At 49.9% G+C, this 16,189-nt stretch carries 20 protein-coding genes, 1 tRNA gene and 1 rRNA gene; 9 read left to right on the forward strand and 13 right to left on the reverse strand.

Annotated elements, in window-relative coordinates:
* Window positions 1-32 precede the first annotated feature (32 nt).
* Window positions 33-884 carry a CvfB family protein gene (locus AEST_RS16660; RefSeq protein ID WP_008610475.1) on the reverse strand — a complete coding sequence of 284 codons (852 nt, stop codon included), beginning with the start codon at window positions 882-884 and terminating at the stop codon, window positions 33-35.
* 83 nt (window positions 885-967) lie between these two features.
* A complete protein-coding gene (locus AEST_RS16665; RefSeq protein ID WP_008610476.1) occupies window positions 968-1,186 on the reverse strand; it encodes a DUF2061 domain-containing protein in 219 nt (72 codons plus the stop codon).
* A gap of 170 nt (window positions 1,187-1,356) precedes the next feature.
* Between AEST_RS16665 and AEST_RS16670 the strand changes: the two genes are divergently transcribed.
* The gene (locus AEST_RS16670) at window positions 1,357-1,647 is read left to right on the forward strand and encodes a hypothetical protein (RefSeq protein WP_008610479.1); all 291 of its coding nucleotides are present in this window, start codon (window positions 1,357-1,359) and stop codon (window positions 1,645-1,647) included.
* A 4-nt stretch (window positions 1,648-1,651) separates the two neighbouring features.
* Here AEST_RS16670 and AEST_RS16675 read toward each other — a convergent pair whose 3' ends face one another.
* Window positions 1,652-3,160 carry a DUF3413 domain-containing protein gene (locus tag AEST_RS16675; RefSeq protein ID WP_008610480.1) on the reverse strand — a complete coding sequence of 503 codons (1,509 nt, stop codon included), beginning with the start codon at window positions 3,158-3,160 and terminating at the stop codon, window positions 1,652-1,654.
* A gap of 5 nt (window positions 3,161-3,165) precedes the next feature.
* Window positions 3,166-3,390 carry a YejL family protein gene (locus AEST_RS16680; protein ID WP_008610482.1) on the reverse strand — a complete coding sequence of 75 codons (225 nt, stop codon included), beginning with the start codon at window positions 3,388-3,390 and terminating at the stop codon, window positions 3,166-3,168.
* 69 nt (window positions 3,391-3,459) lie between these two features.
* Between AEST_RS16680 and yejK the strand changes: the two genes are divergently transcribed.
* On the forward strand, window positions 3,460-4,491 hold the full coding sequence (gene yejK / locus AEST_RS16685; protein WP_008610484.1) for a nucleoid-associated protein YejK: 1,032 nt from the start codon (window positions 3,460-3,462) through the stop codon (window positions 4,489-4,491).
* Here yejK and AEST_RS16690 read toward each other — a convergent pair.
* From AEST_RS16690 to AEST_RS16710, 5 genes are read right to left on the reverse strand one after another with little or no spacing between them, the layout of a single operon-like run.
* Window positions 4,430-4,693, reverse strand: coding sequence for a DUF2897 family protein (locus AEST_RS16690; protein WP_039925731.1), 264 nt, complete (start codon window positions 4,691-4,693; stop codon window positions 4,430-4,432). The genes yejK and AEST_RS16690 overlap by 62 nt on opposite strands.
* Complete coding sequence (locus tag AEST_RS16695) at window positions 4,690-5,382, reverse strand: M15 family metallopeptidase (protein WP_008610485.1); 693 nt, start codon at window positions 5,380-5,382, stop codon at window positions 4,690-4,692. The genes AEST_RS16690 and AEST_RS16695 overlap by 4 nt, the downstream gene beginning before the upstream one ends.
* A complete protein-coding gene (gene dapE, locus AEST_RS16700; RefSeq protein ID WP_008610486.1) occupies window positions 5,369-6,541 on the reverse strand; it encodes a succinyl-diaminopimelate desuccinylase in 1,173 nt (390 codons plus the stop codon). Before dapE ends, AEST_RS16695 begins: the two co-directional genes overlap by 14 nt.
* A 15-nt stretch (window positions 6,542-6,556) precedes the next feature.
* Window positions 6,557-6,901: an ArsC family reductase gene (locus AEST_RS16705; RefSeq protein ID WP_008610488.1), complete on the reverse strand. Its 345-nt coding sequence runs from the start codon at window positions 6,899-6,901 to the stop codon at window positions 6,557-6,559.
* Window positions 6,898-7,410 carry a PTS glucose transporter subunit IIA gene (locus AEST_RS16710; RefSeq protein WP_008610489.1) on the reverse strand — a complete coding sequence of 171 codons (513 nt, stop codon included), beginning with the start codon at window positions 7,408-7,410 and terminating at the stop codon, window positions 6,898-6,900. Before AEST_RS16710 ends, AEST_RS16705 begins: the two co-directional genes overlap by 4 nt.
* Before the next feature lie 527 nt (window positions 7,411-7,937).
* Here AEST_RS16710 and yfbV point away from each other — a divergent pair.
* The gene (gene yfbV, locus AEST_RS16715) at window positions 7,938-8,384 is read left to right on the forward strand and encodes a terminus macrodomain insulation protein YfbV (protein WP_008610490.1); all 447 of its coding nucleotides are present in this window, start codon (window positions 7,938-7,940) and stop codon (window positions 8,382-8,384) included.
* Window positions 8,385-8,455: 71 nt separating this feature from the next.
* Here yfbV and xthA read toward each other — a convergent pair whose 3' ends face one another.
* Window positions 8,456-9,268, reverse strand: a complete 813-nt coding sequence (gene xthA, locus AEST_RS16720) for an exodeoxyribonuclease III (protein ID WP_008610491.1) — start codon at window positions 9,266-9,268, stop codon at window positions 8,456-8,458.
* A gap of 119 nt (window positions 9,269-9,387) precedes the next feature.
* Between xthA and AEST_RS16725 the strand changes: the two genes are divergently transcribed.
* On the forward strand, window positions 9,388-10,071 hold the full coding sequence (locus AEST_RS16725) for a M48 family metallopeptidase (RefSeq protein ID WP_008610492.1): 684 nt from the start codon (window positions 9,388-9,390) through the stop codon (window positions 10,069-10,071).
* Between the two features lie 290 nt (window positions 10,072-10,361).
* Window positions 10,362-11,093, forward strand: coding sequence for a deoxyribose-phosphate aldolase (deoC, locus tag AEST_RS16730; RefSeq protein WP_008610494.1), 732 nt, complete (start codon window positions 10,362-10,364; stop codon window positions 11,091-11,093).
* A gap of 191 nt (window positions 11,094-11,284) precedes the next feature.
* On the opposite strand, the gene AEST_RS16735 is transcribed toward deoC, so the two are convergent.
* Window positions 11,285-11,369: transfer RNA gene (locus tag AEST_RS16735), tRNA-Tyr, on the reverse strand.
* Window positions 11,370-11,475: 106 nt separating this feature from the next.
* On the opposite strand from AEST_RS16735, the gene AEST_RS16740 reads away from it, so the two are divergent.
* On the forward strand, window positions 11,476-11,949 hold the full coding sequence (locus AEST_RS16740) for a VC2046/SO_2500 family protein (RefSeq protein ID WP_039925733.1): 474 nt from the start codon (window positions 11,476-11,478) through the stop codon (window positions 11,947-11,949).
* 99 nt (window positions 11,950-12,048) lie between these two features.
* Here AEST_RS16740 and AEST_RS16745 read toward each other — a convergent pair whose 3' ends face one another.
* Window positions 12,049-12,435: a YchJ family protein gene (locus AEST_RS16745; protein ID WP_238534633.1), complete on the reverse strand. Its 387-nt coding sequence runs from the start codon at window positions 12,433-12,435 to the stop codon at window positions 12,049-12,051.
* Between the two features lie 221 nt (window positions 12,436-12,656).
* Window positions 12,657-13,073, reverse strand: coding sequence for a SulA-like leucine-rich domain-containing protein (locus tag AEST_RS16750; protein WP_008610499.1), 417 nt, complete (start codon window positions 13,071-13,073; stop codon window positions 12,657-12,659).
* A 161-nt stretch (window positions 13,074-13,234) separates the two neighbouring features.
* On the opposite strand from AEST_RS16750, the gene AEST_RS16755 reads away from it, so the two are divergent.
* From AEST_RS16755 to AEST_RS16765, 3 genes are all read left to right on the forward strand, one after another.
* The gene (locus AEST_RS16755) at window positions 13,235-15,016 is read left to right on the forward strand and encodes a GGDEF domain-containing protein (RefSeq protein WP_008610500.1); all 1,782 of its coding nucleotides are present in this window, start codon (window positions 13,235-13,237) and stop codon (window positions 15,014-15,016) included.
* A gap of 43 nt (window positions 15,017-15,059) precedes the next feature.
* Entirely contained in the window at window positions 15,060-15,779 is a 720-nt protein-coding gene (locus AEST_RS16760; protein ID WP_008610502.1) for a DUF3581 family protein, read from the forward strand.
* 326 nt (window positions 15,780-16,105) lie between these two features.
* Window positions 16,106-16,189 (forward strand): 16S ribosomal RNA (locus AEST_RS16765); the annotation flags it as partial.

Consider the following 16,189-nt stretch of genomic DNA (forward strand, 5'->3'; position numbering starts at 1 on the left):
ATTGCCGGCGTTGTTGTTTAAAACTAACCCTGTCAGGTATCAGCAGCCGGTTGTTCCGGTACTAACAGCAAACCTTGTTCAGTGATCACAATTTTGCGCTCTTTATACAGGGTGCCGATGGCTTGTTTAAAGGCTTTCTTGCTGGCGCCAAACTGCTGATAAATCAGCTCAGGCGCGCTCTTATCGGTTAACGCCAGTTTACCGCCGTTCGCTTTTAACTGCTTTAAGATCTGGTTACCCAGCACGTTAGCTTGCTCAAAAGTGGCTTTGTTTAGCCGTAAATCGAGCTTACCATCATCACGAACCTTCACAACATAAGCGGTCAGCTTGTCACCGCGGCGCAGCGGCTTAAATACTTCATTTTTATATAACACGCCAAAATGCTGATGATTAACGACGGCTTTGTAACCGAGATCGGTCTGCTCACTGATAATCACTTCCACCTTGTCACCCTCTTTATAGGGGGCAGCGGTTTTATGCAGATGGCGATCCAGCTTGGTTGAGGCGACAATGCGGTTACTGACATCAACATAGCAATACACCAGATAGTGCTGGCCGACTTTTAGTGGAGTTTGTTGTTCACTAAAGGGCACCAACAAATCTTTTTTCAGGCCCCAATCTAAAAAAGCACCGACTTTAGTGCTGGCGACGACCGGTAAATAGGCAACCTGGCCCACCATCACTTTCGGACGCTCGGTAGTGGCGATTAATTGATCTTCGGAGTCGAGATACAGAAACACATTCAGTTGCTGACCTGGCTGTAAACCCGCAGGCGCGACATTGTTGGGCAGTAAAATTTCGCCCCAGCTTGCGCCATCCAAATAAAAACCGAACTTAACCTGTTTCTTTACGGTTAGGGTATTAAGGGTACCCAGTGACATCATCGCTATTTTTGCCTTATTACAATCAAATAGCGGCTAGTATAGCGGTTTTAGCGCTTTGCTGCTGCATAATCGCAGCAGCAGGGCTATAACTTGATAAAACCTTTAGTCAATAACGGCGTAGCGGGTGCTTTTTTCCGATCAAACTTCTGCCAGATTTTCTCGTGAAAGAAGTAGCCCACGGTGTTAACAGCCGGCTCGATAATGGCCACCAGACCGCCTAACACCAAATCACCGGTGATCAGGTAAGTTACGCCAAAGGCAATACTAAAATGCATAATGGCAAAGGTAATGGTTTTAATCATAACGGGTCTCCCGAATCATCTGCTTAAGTAAATGATAGCGGTTCTCATTATTAATTAAAGTGAATAAATAAAATTGTGTTAATCAGAAAATGTGATGAATCTTTCGTGCTCGGGCAGCGTAAAATGGCAAGGTTCGCGCAGGTTCGTGCAATAGAGAAAAAGGTGGCAAGGTGGATTGTCGGCAATTACTGGATATTAAGCAGTACGAGTTTTTGATGAATTATTTTATGCGCCGCCAGCAGGAGCTGAAAGTGGCAGAGCTAGATGAGCCTTTTAGCTACGACGGCTTTAGTGTGTATGATCAAATTTTTCAGCAACTGACCAAGGAAGCAGAAGTCGCTTATATCGAATGTTTTGCCGAGCCACCACCGCCAATTGCGTTAACCAACCTGTATCATTTGGCTGAATTAGAGCTGGCGGGGCGCCGGCCAAGAATTAAGGCTCCGACCTCGTTACAGTAACGGCTTATTCCTCGAGTCGCTTTAAGGCGTCCACCAGCATAGGCACATTGAGCGGATCGTTAAGCGGCACCAGGGTACCCGCCGACCAGACGCCGTAGCTGCCGTCCTGGCGCAAGATCATCATCTTATCTTTGCGGATACTGATAATATCCTGCTGACTGATATTCAGTTTGGGCAGGGTTTCCGGCTGAAATAAATTGTCTCCCAGCCAGCGGTTTTCCGTTTCACAGCCAATACTGCCCAATAAGGTCGGTAACCAGTCCAGTTGCTGACTACCATGTTGCCGGGCCTGACTTAACAGCGCCGGCCAGCGCAGATAGGCTGTAACCGGCGCCAGCTGAAACTTGGCATTTTCACTATGTAACGGCACGACGATTAGCCGGCTAAATTGCTGGTATTCTGACCAATGCCGGGAAAAGTCCGCATCAAATACGATATTTAGCCTGGCAGGGGTAAGCGCTGTGTTGGCCCAGGGTAATAACGAATTCAGCTCTGGCGTGCGGTTAACCACTTGCACATCAGAGGTATTAACGCTGTTGAGCCAGGCCGGTATCGTCTGCAGTGCGCTGGCGGCATCCGCTGTTGCTTTAAACTGACCGTACAGCAGGTTTAACAGCGCTTCAGCAGCGTTGTTTGGAGCGAAATGCTGATCATGGCTGCGCAGGCCTTGTTGCTGTAATAAGGTCAATTGCTCCGCTGTGATGCTGGCCGTAACCAATAATAAGGTCGGTTCGGTAGCGCCGGCCTGGCAGCTTAACAGCTGACTGCTGCGATTAGCGTGTTCCAGACTGAGCTTATCGGCCTGGCGTTTGGCGCGTTCGGTTAAATCTACCAACTGATAGCGTGCCAGTAAGCTTTTCGCTGTGGCCGGGTAGGAAAACGGCAGCACATTATCCTGGCGGGTAATATCAAAATTCAAGCGGGCATCGGCGTAGATGTGCAGCAGATGGCTAAGCATAAAACTACCAAAGAACAGAGCCAAAGCCGGTTGACCGATACCTGAGGCCGAAAGGCGGCTGATTTTTTTCCAGCAAAAGTTACTTAACCAGATCTGCAGCGTTAGCAACAGCGCACCGACCAGCGTGACAATTAATACAAAATTGCGCAAGTTAGTGACCACCTGCGCCCTGAGTAAGGCCAGGGTTTGGTCGAAAGATGCACTACCAAGATGATACCCAAGCTGGTTATAGACATAGGCATCAAAAATCAGCAATACCATGCCAATGGTGGCCAGAGTTGCGCCCAGGCCGCGGACATGTTTTTGATAAGGAAAGATCAGCGACAGTGGGAATATCGTCAGAATAAAGAACATAAAGCACAGAAATGCGGTATGCCCTAACCAGTTAACCAGCAGATACACACTGCCCAACACCGTTTGTGGCAGGGGCTCTGACCACCAGAAACTGCTAGTTATCACCAGTGCCAGCAAAATATTGAAAAAGGTAAACCAGTGTCCCCAGTTTAGTAACCGGTTAACTTTTTTGACTAAGGACAGGTTTTGTTCCAGCACCATAAGGCTTAATGCTTGTCGCTTTGAATGGCGTCAGTCAGAGCCTGACTAAAGCTGCTGGCGACCGCAGCACGTTGCGCTGCCGGCACAGAGGTATTGATAATATGGCTAACCGCATTACCCAAACACATCAGGCTTAGCTCAGTGGTGGCGTGTTGCTGGTGCAGGGTGTCGAGCAGTTGATTGACCAGCTTTTCAATCTGGCTACTGGAATATTTTGATACAATCGGCATGGATTACTCAGATTAAAGACGCATAAACAGATAGAATAGTAACAGAATTCAGAATAAACAGGAAAATTTATGTCGGTAGAGATGCAGCATCTGGCCATTAATTATATTGCGCTAACAGACAGTGGTGAGCATCAGGCCCACTATCGGGAAGCACTGATAGGGCGTAGTGGTGCCGTAGCGAATTTGGTCGAGCAGCTTCACCTGGCTTATAACGGCAAGCCGGCCAAAGGCTACGCTGCCTTTGAAACTGAAAAGTCACCCAAGGTGGCTTTGGCGCTGGCTGACTGGCAAAGCGGCAACAGTGATTATCTGGGGTTTAGCCGTGCTACCACCGACGCGCTAGTGCAGGAGTTATCCCAGCATCAACTGCCGGAGACCGGTTATTTACTGCTGGCACATTACCGCTACCTGGCCAGCGAATTCTTATTGATCTGCCTGCTGGGCAGCAAAGATCACTTTGAATTAACTGAGCAGCTGGAGCTGGCAACTTCCCGCCATTTGGATATCAGCCGGATGCAGCTGGCAGCGCGGTTGGATCTGACCGAATATGCGGTAAATCGTGAGCAGGGGCATTACATCAGTTTTATCCGCGGCCGCGCCGGACGTAAGGTCGCGGATTTCTTTCTGGATTTTCTGGGTTGTGCCGAAGGCACTGATGCCAAAGCAAACAGTCAACTGGTGTTAGCTTCGGTGGAGGAATATCTGGGGGCGGCAGAATTTGCGCCGGAAGAAAAAACCGCAGCAAGGCGCCAGGTATTTGATTATTGCGAAGAGCGTGCGAAAGCCGGACAAGAAGTGGTGTTAGCTGAGCTGTCTGCCGTGGTCGATCCGGAGCAGGAAAACGGCTTCCTGCACTATTGTGCCGAGCAACAGCTGGCAGTAGCGGAGCAGTTCCCGGTAGAGGTTAAAGAGCTGAAAAAGCTGGTAAAATTTAACGGTGCCGGCGGTGGCTTATCGCTCAGCTTTGATGAAAAGCTGCTCGGCGAGCGAATTAGTTATGATCTGAAAACCGATACCCTGGTGATCAAAGGCACCCCGCCTAATCTGCGCGATCAGCTGCAGCGCTTTCTTCAGGGCTACTCGGCTTTTGAGCAGTCGTAGCGGATGCGGCTGGTGCTGAAGCAGAGGTGGCAGAGTCTGACGCTGCCGCCGTGGTATCGGCTGGCATCGGTTGTTTCGGTAAGGCTTCTGGCAGGGCTTTTAACGGCGGCATTTTCATTTTGGCTGAGTGCTTAACCAACAGCACATTGCCGATAATAAAACCAAAGGCCAGTAACAGCGCCCAGAATAATGGCCAGTTCATTTTGGTGCCTCGCAAATGTTACAGATAAAGCGCCGGTACAGCTCGGGTAAATGTGCCAGTACAGTCTGTTGTTCGGCAATAGGGTGCTGTTGCAGCACTAAGCGCAGTTGTTCCAGCGTCAGCGCCCGTTGGCAGCGCGTGGCCAGCGGTTGATAGCTCAGATGCCAGGGTTCAGCCGCGACCCCGCCCTGAAACTCGCGATACGGTAAAAAGAAACCATACTGCGCAGCATGCTGCGTCAACCATTGACTTAAGCGATAGAACGGGCCGCCGGCGCTATATTCACTCTGTTGCAGTTGTACCTGGTAGTCGTTACTGACCGCAGCGGCATCATAAATATCCAGGTCACTGCCCCAATGATGACGACTGGCGCCGGGCAGGGCAGAGTACAGCATAATGGCCTCCAGTTTCGCCAGACCCTGATAATGTTCAATCTTTAGCGGACGCTGCCAGCGGTCAAATACCGGGCGGCGACCTTCGCATTTGGCTTGCCAGATCGCCGCCTGGCGTTCAAAGCTGCGCCAACCGGATACCAATCTGATTGCGATCCCCTGCTGCGCGGCTGCCTGCTGCATTTGCCGGTAAGCGGGTATCACGGCCTGATGCAATTGCTGGTTATGTTCGACCAGTTGCATCGGGCCGGCATCCTGCCCGGTAAGAAGCGCCGGGCTCAGTTCAGTTAACTGCATGGCTGAGCCGTTGTTGCAGGTTAACCAGCAGGGCGTGATAAATATCCGTCAGCTGCGTCAGATCGGCTATGGCCACGCATTCATTGATTTTATGAATAGTGGCATTAATTGGGCCGAGCTCTATTACCTGAGCTCCGGTCGGCGCAATAAAGCGGCCATCCGAGGTACCGCCAGTGGTTTCCAAACGTGGTGTTAGACCACGAACCTGTTCTACCGCCGCGACAGTTGCCGCGACTAAATCACCGCTGGCAGTTAAAAATGGCAGACCGTTCAGTGTCCAGTCCAGCTGATAGTTCAGGCCGAAGCGATCCAAAATGGCGTAGACCCGCTTTTGTAAAATATCGGCCGTGACTTCAGTACTGTAGCGGAAGTTAAACATCACCTTAAGTTCACCCGGGATCACATTTGACGCACCGGTACCGGCATGAATGTTGGCAATCTGGAAACTGGTAGCCGGAAAGAAGGCATTACCCTGATCCCAGATCTCTGCCGCCAGTGCCGCTAAAGCGGGAGCGGCTTTATGCACCGGGTTATCCGCCAGTTGCGGATACGCAACATGGCCTTGAATACCCTTAACGGTTAAATGGCCGGTTAAGGAGCCGCGGCGGCCATTTTTAATGACATCGCCAAGTTGCTTACCACTGGACGGCTCACCGACCAGACACCAGCGGATTTTCTCCTGTCGCGCTTCCAGCGTTTCCACTACTTTCACGGTACCATTGATAAAGGGGCCTTCTTCGTCACTGGTGATCAGATAGGCCAGATCAAAGGCAGGCTCCGGATATTCAGCGATAAAACGCTCTGTTGCGACCACCATCGCCGCTAAGCTGCCTTTCATATCGGCCGCGCCGCGCCCAAACAGGGTGTCACCGATAATGGTTGGCGTAAAAGGAGGAGTATGCCATTGTTCCAGCGGGCCAGCAGGAACCACATCAGTATGTCCGGCAAAACAGAACAGCGGCTTACCCTGGCCGCGGCGAGCCCACATATTTAACGTATCGTGAAAGGGCAACATCTCAATCTGAAAACCAAGTTGTTGCAGGCGCGCTGCCATTAACGGTTGGCATCCCGCATCCTCCGGTGTGACTGACGGCCGGGCCATCAGATCCATTGCCAGCGCTAAGGTTGGATTTGCGGCTGGATCTACTAGATTACTCATACTGCTGCCTTAGGATTAGTTAGTAAAATCTTGATAACTCTGCTCGGAAAAACCGAGTAAATAGCGCTCGCCCGCGACCAGCAATGGTCTTTTGATTAAGGCGGGCTGCGCCAGCATCAGACGTAGCGCTTTTTGCTCGTCCAGCTCCGCTTTGTCAGCGTCGTCCAGGGCGCGCCAGGTGGTACCTCGGGTATTTAGCAACGCTTGCCAACCAAGCTGGGCAGCAAACTGTTCTAACAGTTCTGCACTTAACCCATCCTGCCGGTAATCGTGAAACTGATAGGGTTGGCTGCGTTGTTCGAGAAAGCGGCGGGCTTTTTTTACGGTGTCGCAATTTTTAATTCCATATAGTGTCATCATGCTGAGGTTCTGCTCGTTTGAATAATAAAAAGAGGGTCTTGGGCAGCGTTGACCTTGGCTTGCCGGCAAAATACTTTGCTCTCTGCCGGTTTGGGCAAATCGAGCACCAGCGCACAGTACAGGGCATCCAGTTCCAGTTCTAATTCCAGAAATGCCAGATCCAGCTGCAGTAATGGTTGGCCGGCATTCACCTGCAATTGCCGATTGCTTAGCCAATGCAAGCCGCGACCTTGCAAATCAATGATGTTTGCCGGTAACTCTAATAATAACCGCAGCCCGGAAGCATGGCGCAATACCAAGCGGCGTTCGGTATCAAGCTGGGTGGTGAACAGACCGGCAAAGGGGGCGACGATCAGACCATGTTGTAGCTTTGCCGTAATCGCAACCGGTAACAGGTTCTGCTGGTACAGTGGTTCGGGATGTTGCTCTGCTGGCAACACAGCCCCGGTGAACGGGCTTTTGATCGGGGCGCCTGTTATTCTTCGCCAGTCTTGCTGCCAACTGATCACAGTATCACCGTAACTCCATCAATCTGATGTGCTGATAATAACGTAAAGGATCAACAGATGCAGTAGTTTGTGCTGAAATCCGTGAGTCAAGGTAAGGTGTTTTAGCGATAATAGCGTGTTTCAACGCTTTGATAATAATTAGCGTCGAAAGACGTTATTTTTGATAGTCAAAAATAGACCAGAGGCCGGCGGGGTCTGAATTTATCTTACAAAGGTTGTCCACAGTTTCTGTGGATAACTTTGTTGAAAACCTCTGCTGTTAATCGCCATGCTATTGTATTTAATCTGTATTATTCGATGGCATGAATTTTGATAGCCTGTTAGTTGGCAAGAATACTGTCAAAAAGCGACAAAAATGAAGCTTTCGATTTCTGAATAGTAGCAAATGCCGTTGTAACAAAAATGTATCTGGTTTAATGCGCTGGCGGGAACGCATGACCGAAAAAGCCGGCAGCTATCAGCTGGCAACTATGCTAGAGTAAAGAGAGTCTAATCCTGAGTAATGGTCGTTAGAGAGGGGAGATGTTATGCGGATTACCTGGTTTGCAACCCTGAATACCGGCTGGAAGTACAGCCAGACCTGGCCGGCGAAACCTGAGCTTAATGCGATCTTCCCGGAAAACAAAGTTATTTTTCTGACTAAGCAAGCTGCCCGCTACTTGCCGGTGCTGGCGATAGTCACTGCGATACTGCAGATTAAATTATTAGGTGTTAGCTTTCTTGGGCCGGCAGTGGCGATGATGCTGCTGTTGGCATCAATGCCACTGCAAGGCTGGTACTGGCTTGGGATCAGAGCTAACAGCGCGTTACCGCCGGCACTAATCAACTGGGGTAATGAAATCCGGGATCAGATCCAGCAGCACGCAAAAACCACCGCTTTGCCGGGCAGCCCTAAGAATTACTTCGATCTTGCCCGTTTGTTACAGCTGGCGTATCAACAGCTTGATAAAACCGTGATGCGGCGCTGGATTTAACATAGCCCGGGCCGTTACAAAAGGTCCGGAAGCCGGGCGGGGGAGGTCAGAGCCAGCAGTCGGAATTTTGGCTAGAGTGCAAACACCGACCAAACCGGTGCATGATCTGACGGGCGATCCAAGCCACGGATCTGATAATCGATTTCAGCTTCAGTACAAAGCGCAGCCAAGGGTGGCGTGGCCATAACGACGTCGATGCGCAGGCCGCGATTGTCGTCAAAACCCTTAGAGCGATAATCGAACCAGCTATATTGTGCGTCACGCTCTGGATGTAGCGCGCGGAACGTATCGACCAGACCCCAGTCTTTCAATTGTTGTAACCAGGCCCGCTCTTCCGGTAAGAAGGAGGTTTTGCCTTCCCGTAACCAGCGTTTAGCGTTGGCTTCACCAATGCCGATATCAAGGTCAATTGGTGAAATATTAATATCACCAATCACCGCCAGATAGTCTTTACTGCTGTCATGGTATTGCTCAAGATATGCCTGTAAATCGGCATAAAATTTGGTTTTAGCGGGAAACTTGGTCTCATGGCTACGGTTCTCTCCCTGTGGGAAATAGCCGTTTAACACCGTGAGCTGTTTACCGTCAGCCAGTGCGAACTGGCCAATCAGCATGCGCCGCTGCGCGTCCTCACTGTCAGTAGGGAAGCCATACTGCATCGACAATGCCGGCACTTTGCTTAAGATGGCAACGCCATAATGCCCTTTCTGACCAAAGTGATATACCTGGTATCCCATGGCCTGTACCTCGGCCAGCGGAAACTCGCTATCCTGTACTTTTATTTCCTGCAAGCCGATAATGTCGGGCTGATGTTTGTCGATCAGCGCTTGCAGCTGATGCAGGCGTGCGCGAATGCCGTTAATATTAAAAGAGATGATCTTCATTGTTATTCCAGATAATTTTTTCGTTGCGCGAATAGGCTGCCTCGATAATAGCACGCATCAGACAAGCGGCGAAACGCCGTGACCGTTAGTTCCGTAACAGTGACGACTAAGTAGACAACATGCAGGACATTAAATACCAGATTTCCTTTAGTCAGCGGCGGCGCACTGTGCAGCTGGCGATCCGTAATGGTGAGGTCTATGTCAGAGCACCGGCTACGATCTGCCGACACTGGCTAAGCGCCTGGTTACAGCAAAAAGAGCACTGGGTTCAGCAAAGACTGGCGCGCATTACAACACCGCCGGTGTTGCCGTGGTTACAGCGGGATAGGATCCTGGTATCGGGACAGGCAGTGCCATTTCGCTGGCAGCTGGCGGCAAAAAGTAGCGTCAATTTTAGCGCCAGCGGGCTTGAGCTTAGGCTATCCACAAAGATCGCTGCAGCGAGACAGGACCACTATGCGCGAAAATTGGTACAACAGCATTTTACTAAGCAAGCCTTACTGGAGTTGCCGGTGTTGGCAAACGAGCTCGTCGCGCAGTTACGGCAGACATTAGGTCAGGTTGTGGTCGGTAACTGGCGCAGCCGGTGGGGGCATTGTAAACAAAACGGCGAGCTGGGCTTTAACTGGCGTTTAATGCAAGTGCCACTCTGGGTCAGGCGCTATGTAGTGATCCACGAGCTGGCGCATTTGCAGCATATGAATCATTCACCTGCATTCTGGCAGTTGGTGCAGCAACATTGTCCACAGTATAGAGAAGCAAAAGCCTGGCTTAAACAACACCAAGCCGAACTGTTGAATTAGGGGTAAAAAAAAGCCGACCATCAGGTCGGCAACATAAGGACATCGATTAAAGGAGAGATGTTCACCAGCTTTACTTCACTTAGTCAGACTCTGCGCGTAGCAAAAAATTCCCGCAGGTAGCGATTTTTTTTAAAACATTTTGGCATTAGGCTGCCAGTTCTGGTTTAAACTAATGCGCTTCAGTTAATTCCGACTGAATCATTCATAATTAACTGGAAAGAGCACTAGCGCCTAAACCGTGTCGCTATAGCAACCAAACTCAATAATAAGCTCAGACAGAGTACCCGACAATGACCAATCCGTTACGTTTATTACAACTGTTGAAACTACTTGATCTCACCCGGCTGACTGAAGCGGATAGTCAGGCTGAGATGGCCGCCTGGCTGAATGCCATCCCCACTTTGCCTGCACCGGTTGCCGCGCTCTGTGTTTATCCGGAGTTTTTGTCTCAGACTTCGGACTATCTGGCCGCAGCCGCTAAGGCAACCGAGTTGGCGACAGTTGTTAATTTTCCTGGCGGTGACCAGCCGCTGGCACAGGTTCTGGCTGATATTGCACACTGCCGGGCCTTGGGCGCCACCGAAATTGATTGTGTGTTGCCGTACTCACAATTACTGGCAGGTAACGAGTCTGAGGTGAGTGCTTTTCTGACCGCAGTCAGAGAGGCCAGCCTGGGGTTGGGGCTGAAAATAATTATTGAATCAGGTGAGTTACTGACGGCGCAGCAAGTGACTAAGGCTACCGAACTGGTTATTGCCAGTGGCGCCGATTTCGTTAAAACCTCGACCGGTAAGGTACCAGTGGGATGCACACTGGAAGCGGCCAGAATTATTCTGACCAGTATTGCGGCAGCCGATCGTCCGGTGGGCTTTAAAGCCTCTGGTGGTGTAAAAACAGTTGAGCAGGCACTGCAATTACTGGAGCTGTATGAAGAAATCACCGGACTGACGGCGACCAGGCAAGGTATGCGCATTGGTGCCAGCAGCTTATTAACCGAGTTATTACAGCAGTTACCCCGTTAACCGATATAGGGCAGCACCGTGCGGCTTGCTGTGTGGTGATTGCCCTGACACCATGACGAAAAAGTCTAAGCGTCACTATGTTCCGCTGTTCAATGCTACGCATTGTCGAACCTGACGAAGGTTCTCACCTTCCCCTGAGTCGTACTTGCTAAGAGTGGTTTAACTTAGGAATTTGGTGCTCAGAAGAAGAATGGTGGAGGGGGAAGGATTCGAACCTTCGAAGGCAGTGCCGGCAGATTTACAGTCTGATCCCTTTGGCCACTCGGGAACCCCTCCACGAGTGCGCGCATCTTATCAAACTGAAGTTTGATGTAAAGCATTTTGCTAAAGTTTTTTGACCGTTTGCCGATTAACTCAGCAGTCGTTGTCTGATGGCATCAGTATGCAGCCTATTATCAATGAATGGCAGTTAGGGGATCGTTTAGGTAAGGCACTGCAGCATCAGCAGCGGGCTGATTTTGCCCTGTGGTTAGCGTTCTTATCTCCTGCAGTTGAGGAGATGGCAGAATTTCAAACGCCTGTAAATCAGGCTGCGCAACCCAAACATGATCTTTACCAGCAGCTGGCGGTCAGTAGACGCCGCCCGTTCGCTTATCAAACCACAGACGACCGGGCCTTATTGCAACAGAGCCAGGCCGCGCAGCAAGGTTTGGCGCAATTAAAGCTGTACAGCTATCTGCAGGAACAGCCCTGGGTGTGGCAGGAAGATAAGCGTAAACTCGAGCCTCAGGTGTTTGCCGACCTGGATTTGCACTGTCGCCGTCGGTTGGCTGGGGATAAAATGCCCCCCTCTGTCAGTGATGAAACTGCACTTTACGAGATCCTGGAACAGCTATCAGCGACGCAGCTGTTGTGAGCTGTAACGACCCGTGCTGATAACCACAAAATCACGCGACAAAGCACGGCGTGCTCGATCAAGCCCTTTCTCTATTGCATCCTTTATCCTACTGCCGTTTTAGCGCAATTGACCGCTTGGTAAATGAGCTTGGCAGCGCTTAAATTTTTTACCGCTACCACAGGGGCAGGGATCATTAGCGCCCAATTTAATCGCCGGCAACGCAGTAAGCTTACCGCTGGTATAATACCAACGATCCTGAAAGATAAAGTCCGAGATTTCCGCGATAAACTCCAGCTTGTTGTGCTGAATAAAGCTGGCAATAAAACTAACCTGTCCCTGCTTCGGCTCGGATATGGCGTGTTTCACTTCTAGTTTGCAAAAATGTACCGCCTTGGCAAAAGCTTCCAGCGCGGCAGCAGATTCGCTGGCCCGTTGCTCTGCGGCAAGGGTGGCAAGCAGATACTGACTGTCGGCAACACAAAAGGCACTGTAGCGAGAACGCATCAGGCGTTCACAACTATCAGGTTGAGCCTGCCCACTTAAATAGGGTTGGCAGCATTCTGCAAAAGCCTTACCTGAACAGCAATAGCATAACATCTTATCTCTCCGGGCCGACCTGTTCCGCACGCGTTACCGTACTCTTCATGTCATTTGTTGCGAGGGTATTACGCTATTAGTTTAACGACTTTGCTGCAATGCTGATAGCCCAGGGGCAGCGGCTGTTATTAGTGAGCCGCCGTCGTATCTGTAGGCAGTATATGCAAGGTACATTGTTGCTGTATGGCAAAACTCTGCAGTAGCTGCTGTTGCTGAGACGGTAATTTCTGGCAACATATCACCGCCTGGCAATCCGGGTTCTGTAATGTCGCTTGGATCAGCTGTGACAAGTCGGCTGTTGCTTGAGTATGAACCACGAGAATATGCTGTAACGGCAACTGACAAGCTTGCCAGAATGCTTTTGCCGGTTTAAAACCAGGGGCGATTAGAACAATCCAGCCGCTCGCTTGGCGATACTGTTGTAACAGCTTAAGTAATTGCAACTCGCTGCTGTGTTGTTGAAATTGCTGCCAGTGATTTGCTGTGCTGCTGGCAGCTTGATGCTGACTCGATTCAGTTTGGTAAGAATGGTTAGATACAAACATGGAAACCTCTATCTGTGTATTTATACAGTGTATGCATATACAGTAGTTGCTGTTTAAATAAAAAGCAAGTGCTTTTCTGCAGGCAATTTTGCAGTCGCCTGTCATGCAACTGTCATTTTAAGGTTCTACTATTCGCCAGTTATTGCTGGCGGAGCCAAAAGATGGCGGTTTCTGAACTCTGTTGCACAGAACTGGATAAAATTTTACATAAACGGGCGTTACAGCCAGTGTTTCAACCCATTCTGAATTTGCAGGACGGTACTGTCATTGCCTATGAAGCGCTGATCCGTGGCCCCTCTGATAGCCCGTTACATTCGCCACTACAATTATTTAAAACTGCCCTGGGCTGTGGTCAGCTGGAGCAGTTAGAGATGCTGTGCCGTGAGCTGAGTATAGAGAGCTTTGCTAAAGCAGAACTGAATAGCAAACTCTTTCTTAACGTCAATCCACTTATCTTACTGACGGCAGACCATCCCAGCGGTTTGACCAAACAACTGTTAAAGGCGGCACAGATTGACCCCTCGGAAGTGGTGATCGAAATTTCCGAACAGTATCAGGTAGAAGATGCCGGTTTACTGGTTAAAGCTGTGCAGCATTATCGGGAGCTGGGCTTTCAAATTGCGATTGATGATTTAGGCAGCGGCTTTTCAGGTTTGAAACTGTGGTCTGAATTACAGCCTGATATTGTGAAGATTGATCGGCATTTTATTAGCGAACTGGACAAAGACCTTACCAAACAAGCTTTCGTGCGCAATATTGTTAGTCTGGCCAAAGCGATTGGCGCCACGGTAGTGGCTGAAGGAATAGAAACCGCTGAAGAGTTAAGATGGTGTCGTGAACTGGGTGCCGATTTGGGACAGGGCTATTTGTTAGGACGGCCTCAAGCCAGTTTTGCCGATCCGCAACGTTGTCGGACGCTTTTTAGCACTGAACTTCATAGTGAAATCAGTTCTGAACAAGTCGAAGCCTTGTTGCTTGAGGTTGCCGCTGTCAGTCCGCAGCAAACGGTTGCCCAAGCGGCAGCCCTATTTCAATCAGATAGTCAGTTGCAAAGTTTACCGGTAGTTGAACAGGGCCGACCTGTTGGTTTGATTTGCCGCACTGATCTGCAAGCCTTGCTGGCGCAGCCTTTTGGCCGGGCACTCTATGAAAAGAAATCATTGGCCAGTGTGATGAACCGGCAACCGGTAGTGGTTGAGATCAGTGCCACGCTCGAGGAGGTAAGCCAGCGTGTCGCTGATGATGAGCACAATGCCGCCAGCTGGTTTTTTATTATTTGCCGTCAGGGTGAATATTGTGGTCTGGGTTCGGTAAGGGCTCTGCTCAAACAAATCAGTGAACGCAAACTACAACTAGCTCGCTATGCCAACCCGTTAACGTTATTACCCGGTAATGAGCCTATTTACCAGCGTATTGATAAATTGCTGCGACAAAAAGCCAATTTTGCCGTGGCTTATCTGGATCTGAATCATTTTAAACCTTACAACGACATCTACGGTTACAGTAAAGGCGATGCGGTGTTATTACTGATCGCTGAGCTATTACAACAGCATAGTTCGTCGCAATCCTTTGTTGGCCATATTGGTGGTGATGATTTTGTGCTGATTGCTGAGCCTGACGAATGCGAAACGCTTTGCCGGCAAGTGGTGCAGCTTTTTTCTAAGCGTATCGCGTTGTACTATCGGCAAGAGGATCTGCGTCTGGGTGGTATCACGGCGTTAAGCCGTAACGGTGATTCCCGCTTTTATCCACTGTTATCACTTGCAGTCGGTATCGCCCATCCTGATCCGGCGCAATGCTTCAGCCATCACGATGTCGCGACGCTGTCTGCTGCCGCAAAGCAGGAGGCAAAGCGTCTCGGTGGCAATTCAATCTTTATTTCACGCCGTCGCGGACCTGAGCGGCAACATATAAATGTACTGGCTGGACCATCTGTCGCTTGATTTACGTTAATATAGCCTTTTTACCAGCAACAGAGAGCAATAGATGTTGTTAGATGCTTTTGTCAGTCGGCAGGGAGAGGCTTTTAGCTTTAGCCGGCAACATTCCTGTACCTTCGCCAAGCAAGTCGCAGGAGACTTTAATCCTATCCACGATGTCGACGCCAAGCGTTTTTGTGTGCCAGGCGATCTGTTGTTCAGTTATCTGCTGAGCCGGTATGGCGTAAGCCAACAATTAAATTGCCAGTTTTCAGGCATGGTCAGCGCGGATGTCTTACTGCACTGTAAGATCACTGCAGGTCAAATCCAGGTCTGTGACGAGCAAGACCGGGTTTATCTGACCATTCAATTTAGTGGCGAGCATCGCCACGACCTTAGCGTTATCGAGCCATTGTTTCAGGACTATGTCCGATTTTCCGGTAAGAACTTTCCCGACATTCTGCAACCGCTGATGGCGGAGCAGGGCGTGATGATTAACCCACAGCGGCCTTTAGTCATTTATGAAAGTATGTCGCTGTCTTTTCAACAACTGCCAACCTCTCCAGTTAAGTTAGCGCTGTCAGGCAGTAAATTAGAGGTCGAAGGTAAACGCGGTAATGTGACATTAAGCTTTACACTATCCGAGCAAGGCGTCGTTATCGGGCAGGGAGCCAAGAAAATGATCCTAAGTAACCTGCAACCTTATGATGAAAGTCTGATGCAGCAAATGGTCACTGACTATAATAACCGCCGTTCCGCTGCAGGTTGCTACGATTTGGCCGTTTAACAGCGGCTGTTAACGGCCGCCAGACGATCCAAATCAAGATTTTGTGCAAAAAACAGCCGAACAAACGCATTTTCAAAAATACTGCTTGCAGGCTGTTCTAAACTCCCTATAATGCGCATCCACAGACGGGGCAACGGCAACGAAGTCCAAGTCTGGAAGAATCCTGAGGCAAGCGCCTCGCTTCGTAGAACGAAGCACGCTCTTTAACAATAAGCAATCAATTATCTGTGTGGGCACTTATGATGGTTTCGAAATGAAATTAATCAGAAAGTGACCAAGTAAAATTAGTCAGTGACTGAGCGCCGCTTTGGTGGCAGAAAGAACTTTAATTGAAGAGTTTGATCATGGCTCAGATTGAACGCTGGCGGCAGGCCTAACACATGCAAGTCGAGCGAGGTTTTCGGACCTAG

Source organism: Alishewanella aestuarii B11 (assembly GCF_000280055.1).
Taxonomy (GTDB): domain Bacteria; phylum Pseudomonadota; class Gammaproteobacteria; order Enterobacterales; family Alteromonadaceae; genus Alishewanella; species Alishewanella aestuarii.

What these genes read in the sequence shown, in the direction of transcription:
- AEST_RS16660 (WP_008610475.1), bottom strand. Translation starts at nt 884, where the DNA reads ATGATGTCACTGGGTACCCTTAATACCCTAACCGTAAAGAAACAGGTT.
- AEST_RS16665 (WP_008610476.1), bottom strand. Translation starts at nt 1,186, where the DNA reads ATGATTAAAACCATTACCTTTGCCATTATGCATTTTAGTATTGCCTTT.
- AEST_RS16675 (WP_008610480.1), bottom strand. Translation starts at nt 3,160, where the DNA reads ATGGTGCTGGAACAAAACCTGTCCTTAGTCAAAAAAGTTAACCGGTTA.
- AEST_RS16680 (WP_008610482.1), bottom strand. Translation starts at nt 3,390, where the DNA reads ATGCCGATTGTATCAAAATATTCCAGTAGCCAGATTGAAAAGCTGGTC.
- yejK (WP_008610484.1), top strand. Translation starts at nt 3,460, where the DNA reads ATGTCGGTAGAGATGCAGCATCTGGCCATTAATTATATTGCGCTAACA.
- AEST_RS16690 (WP_039925731.1), bottom strand. Translation starts at nt 4,693, where the DNA reads ATGAACTGGCCATTATTCTGGGCGCTGTTACTGGCCTTTGGTTTTATT.
- AEST_RS16695 (WP_008610485.1), bottom strand. Translation starts at nt 5,382, where the DNA reads ATGCAGTTAACTGAACTGAGCCCGGCGCTTCTTACCGGGCAGGATGCC.
- dapE (WP_008610486.1), bottom strand. Translation starts at nt 6,541, where the DNA reads ATGAGTAATCTAGTAGATCCAGCCGCAAATCCAACCTTAGCGCTGGCA.
- AEST_RS16705 (WP_008610488.1), bottom strand. Translation starts at nt 6,901, where the DNA reads ATGATGACACTATATGGAATTAAAAATTGCGACACCGTAAAAAAAGCC.
- yfbV (WP_008610490.1), top strand. Translation starts at nt 7,938, where the DNA reads ATGCGGATTACCTGGTTTGCAACCCTGAATACCGGCTGGAAGTACAGC.
- xthA (WP_008610491.1), bottom strand. Translation starts at nt 9,268, where the DNA reads ATGAAGATCATCTCTTTTAATATTAACGGCATTCGCGCACGCCTGCAT.
- AEST_RS16725 (WP_008610492.1), top strand. Translation starts at nt 9,388, where the DNA reads ATGCAGGACATTAAATACCAGATTTCCTTTAGTCAGCGGCGGCGCACT.
- deoC (WP_008610494.1), top strand. Translation starts at nt 10,362, where the DNA reads ATGACCAATCCGTTACGTTTATTACAACTGTTGAAACTACTTGATCTC.
- AEST_RS16740 (WP_039925733.1), top strand. Translation starts at nt 11,476, where the DNA reads ATGCAGCCTATTATCAATGAATGGCAGTTAGGGGATCGTTTAGGTAAG.
- AEST_RS16745 (WP_238534633.1), bottom strand. Translation starts at nt 12,435, where the DNA reads ATGCGTTCTCGCTACAGTGCCTTTTGTGTTGCCGACAGTCAGTATCTG.
- AEST_RS16750 (WP_008610499.1), bottom strand. Translation starts at nt 13,073, where the DNA reads ATGTTTGTATCTAACCATTCTTACCAAACTGAATCGAGTCAGCATCAA.
- AEST_RS16755 (WP_008610500.1), top strand. Translation starts at nt 13,235, where the DNA reads ATGGCGGTTTCTGAACTCTGTTGCACAGAACTGGATAAAATTTTACAT.
- AEST_RS16760 (WP_008610502.1), top strand. Translation starts at nt 15,060, where the DNA reads ATGTTGTTAGATGCTTTTGTCAGTCGGCAGGGAGAGGCTTTTAGCTTT.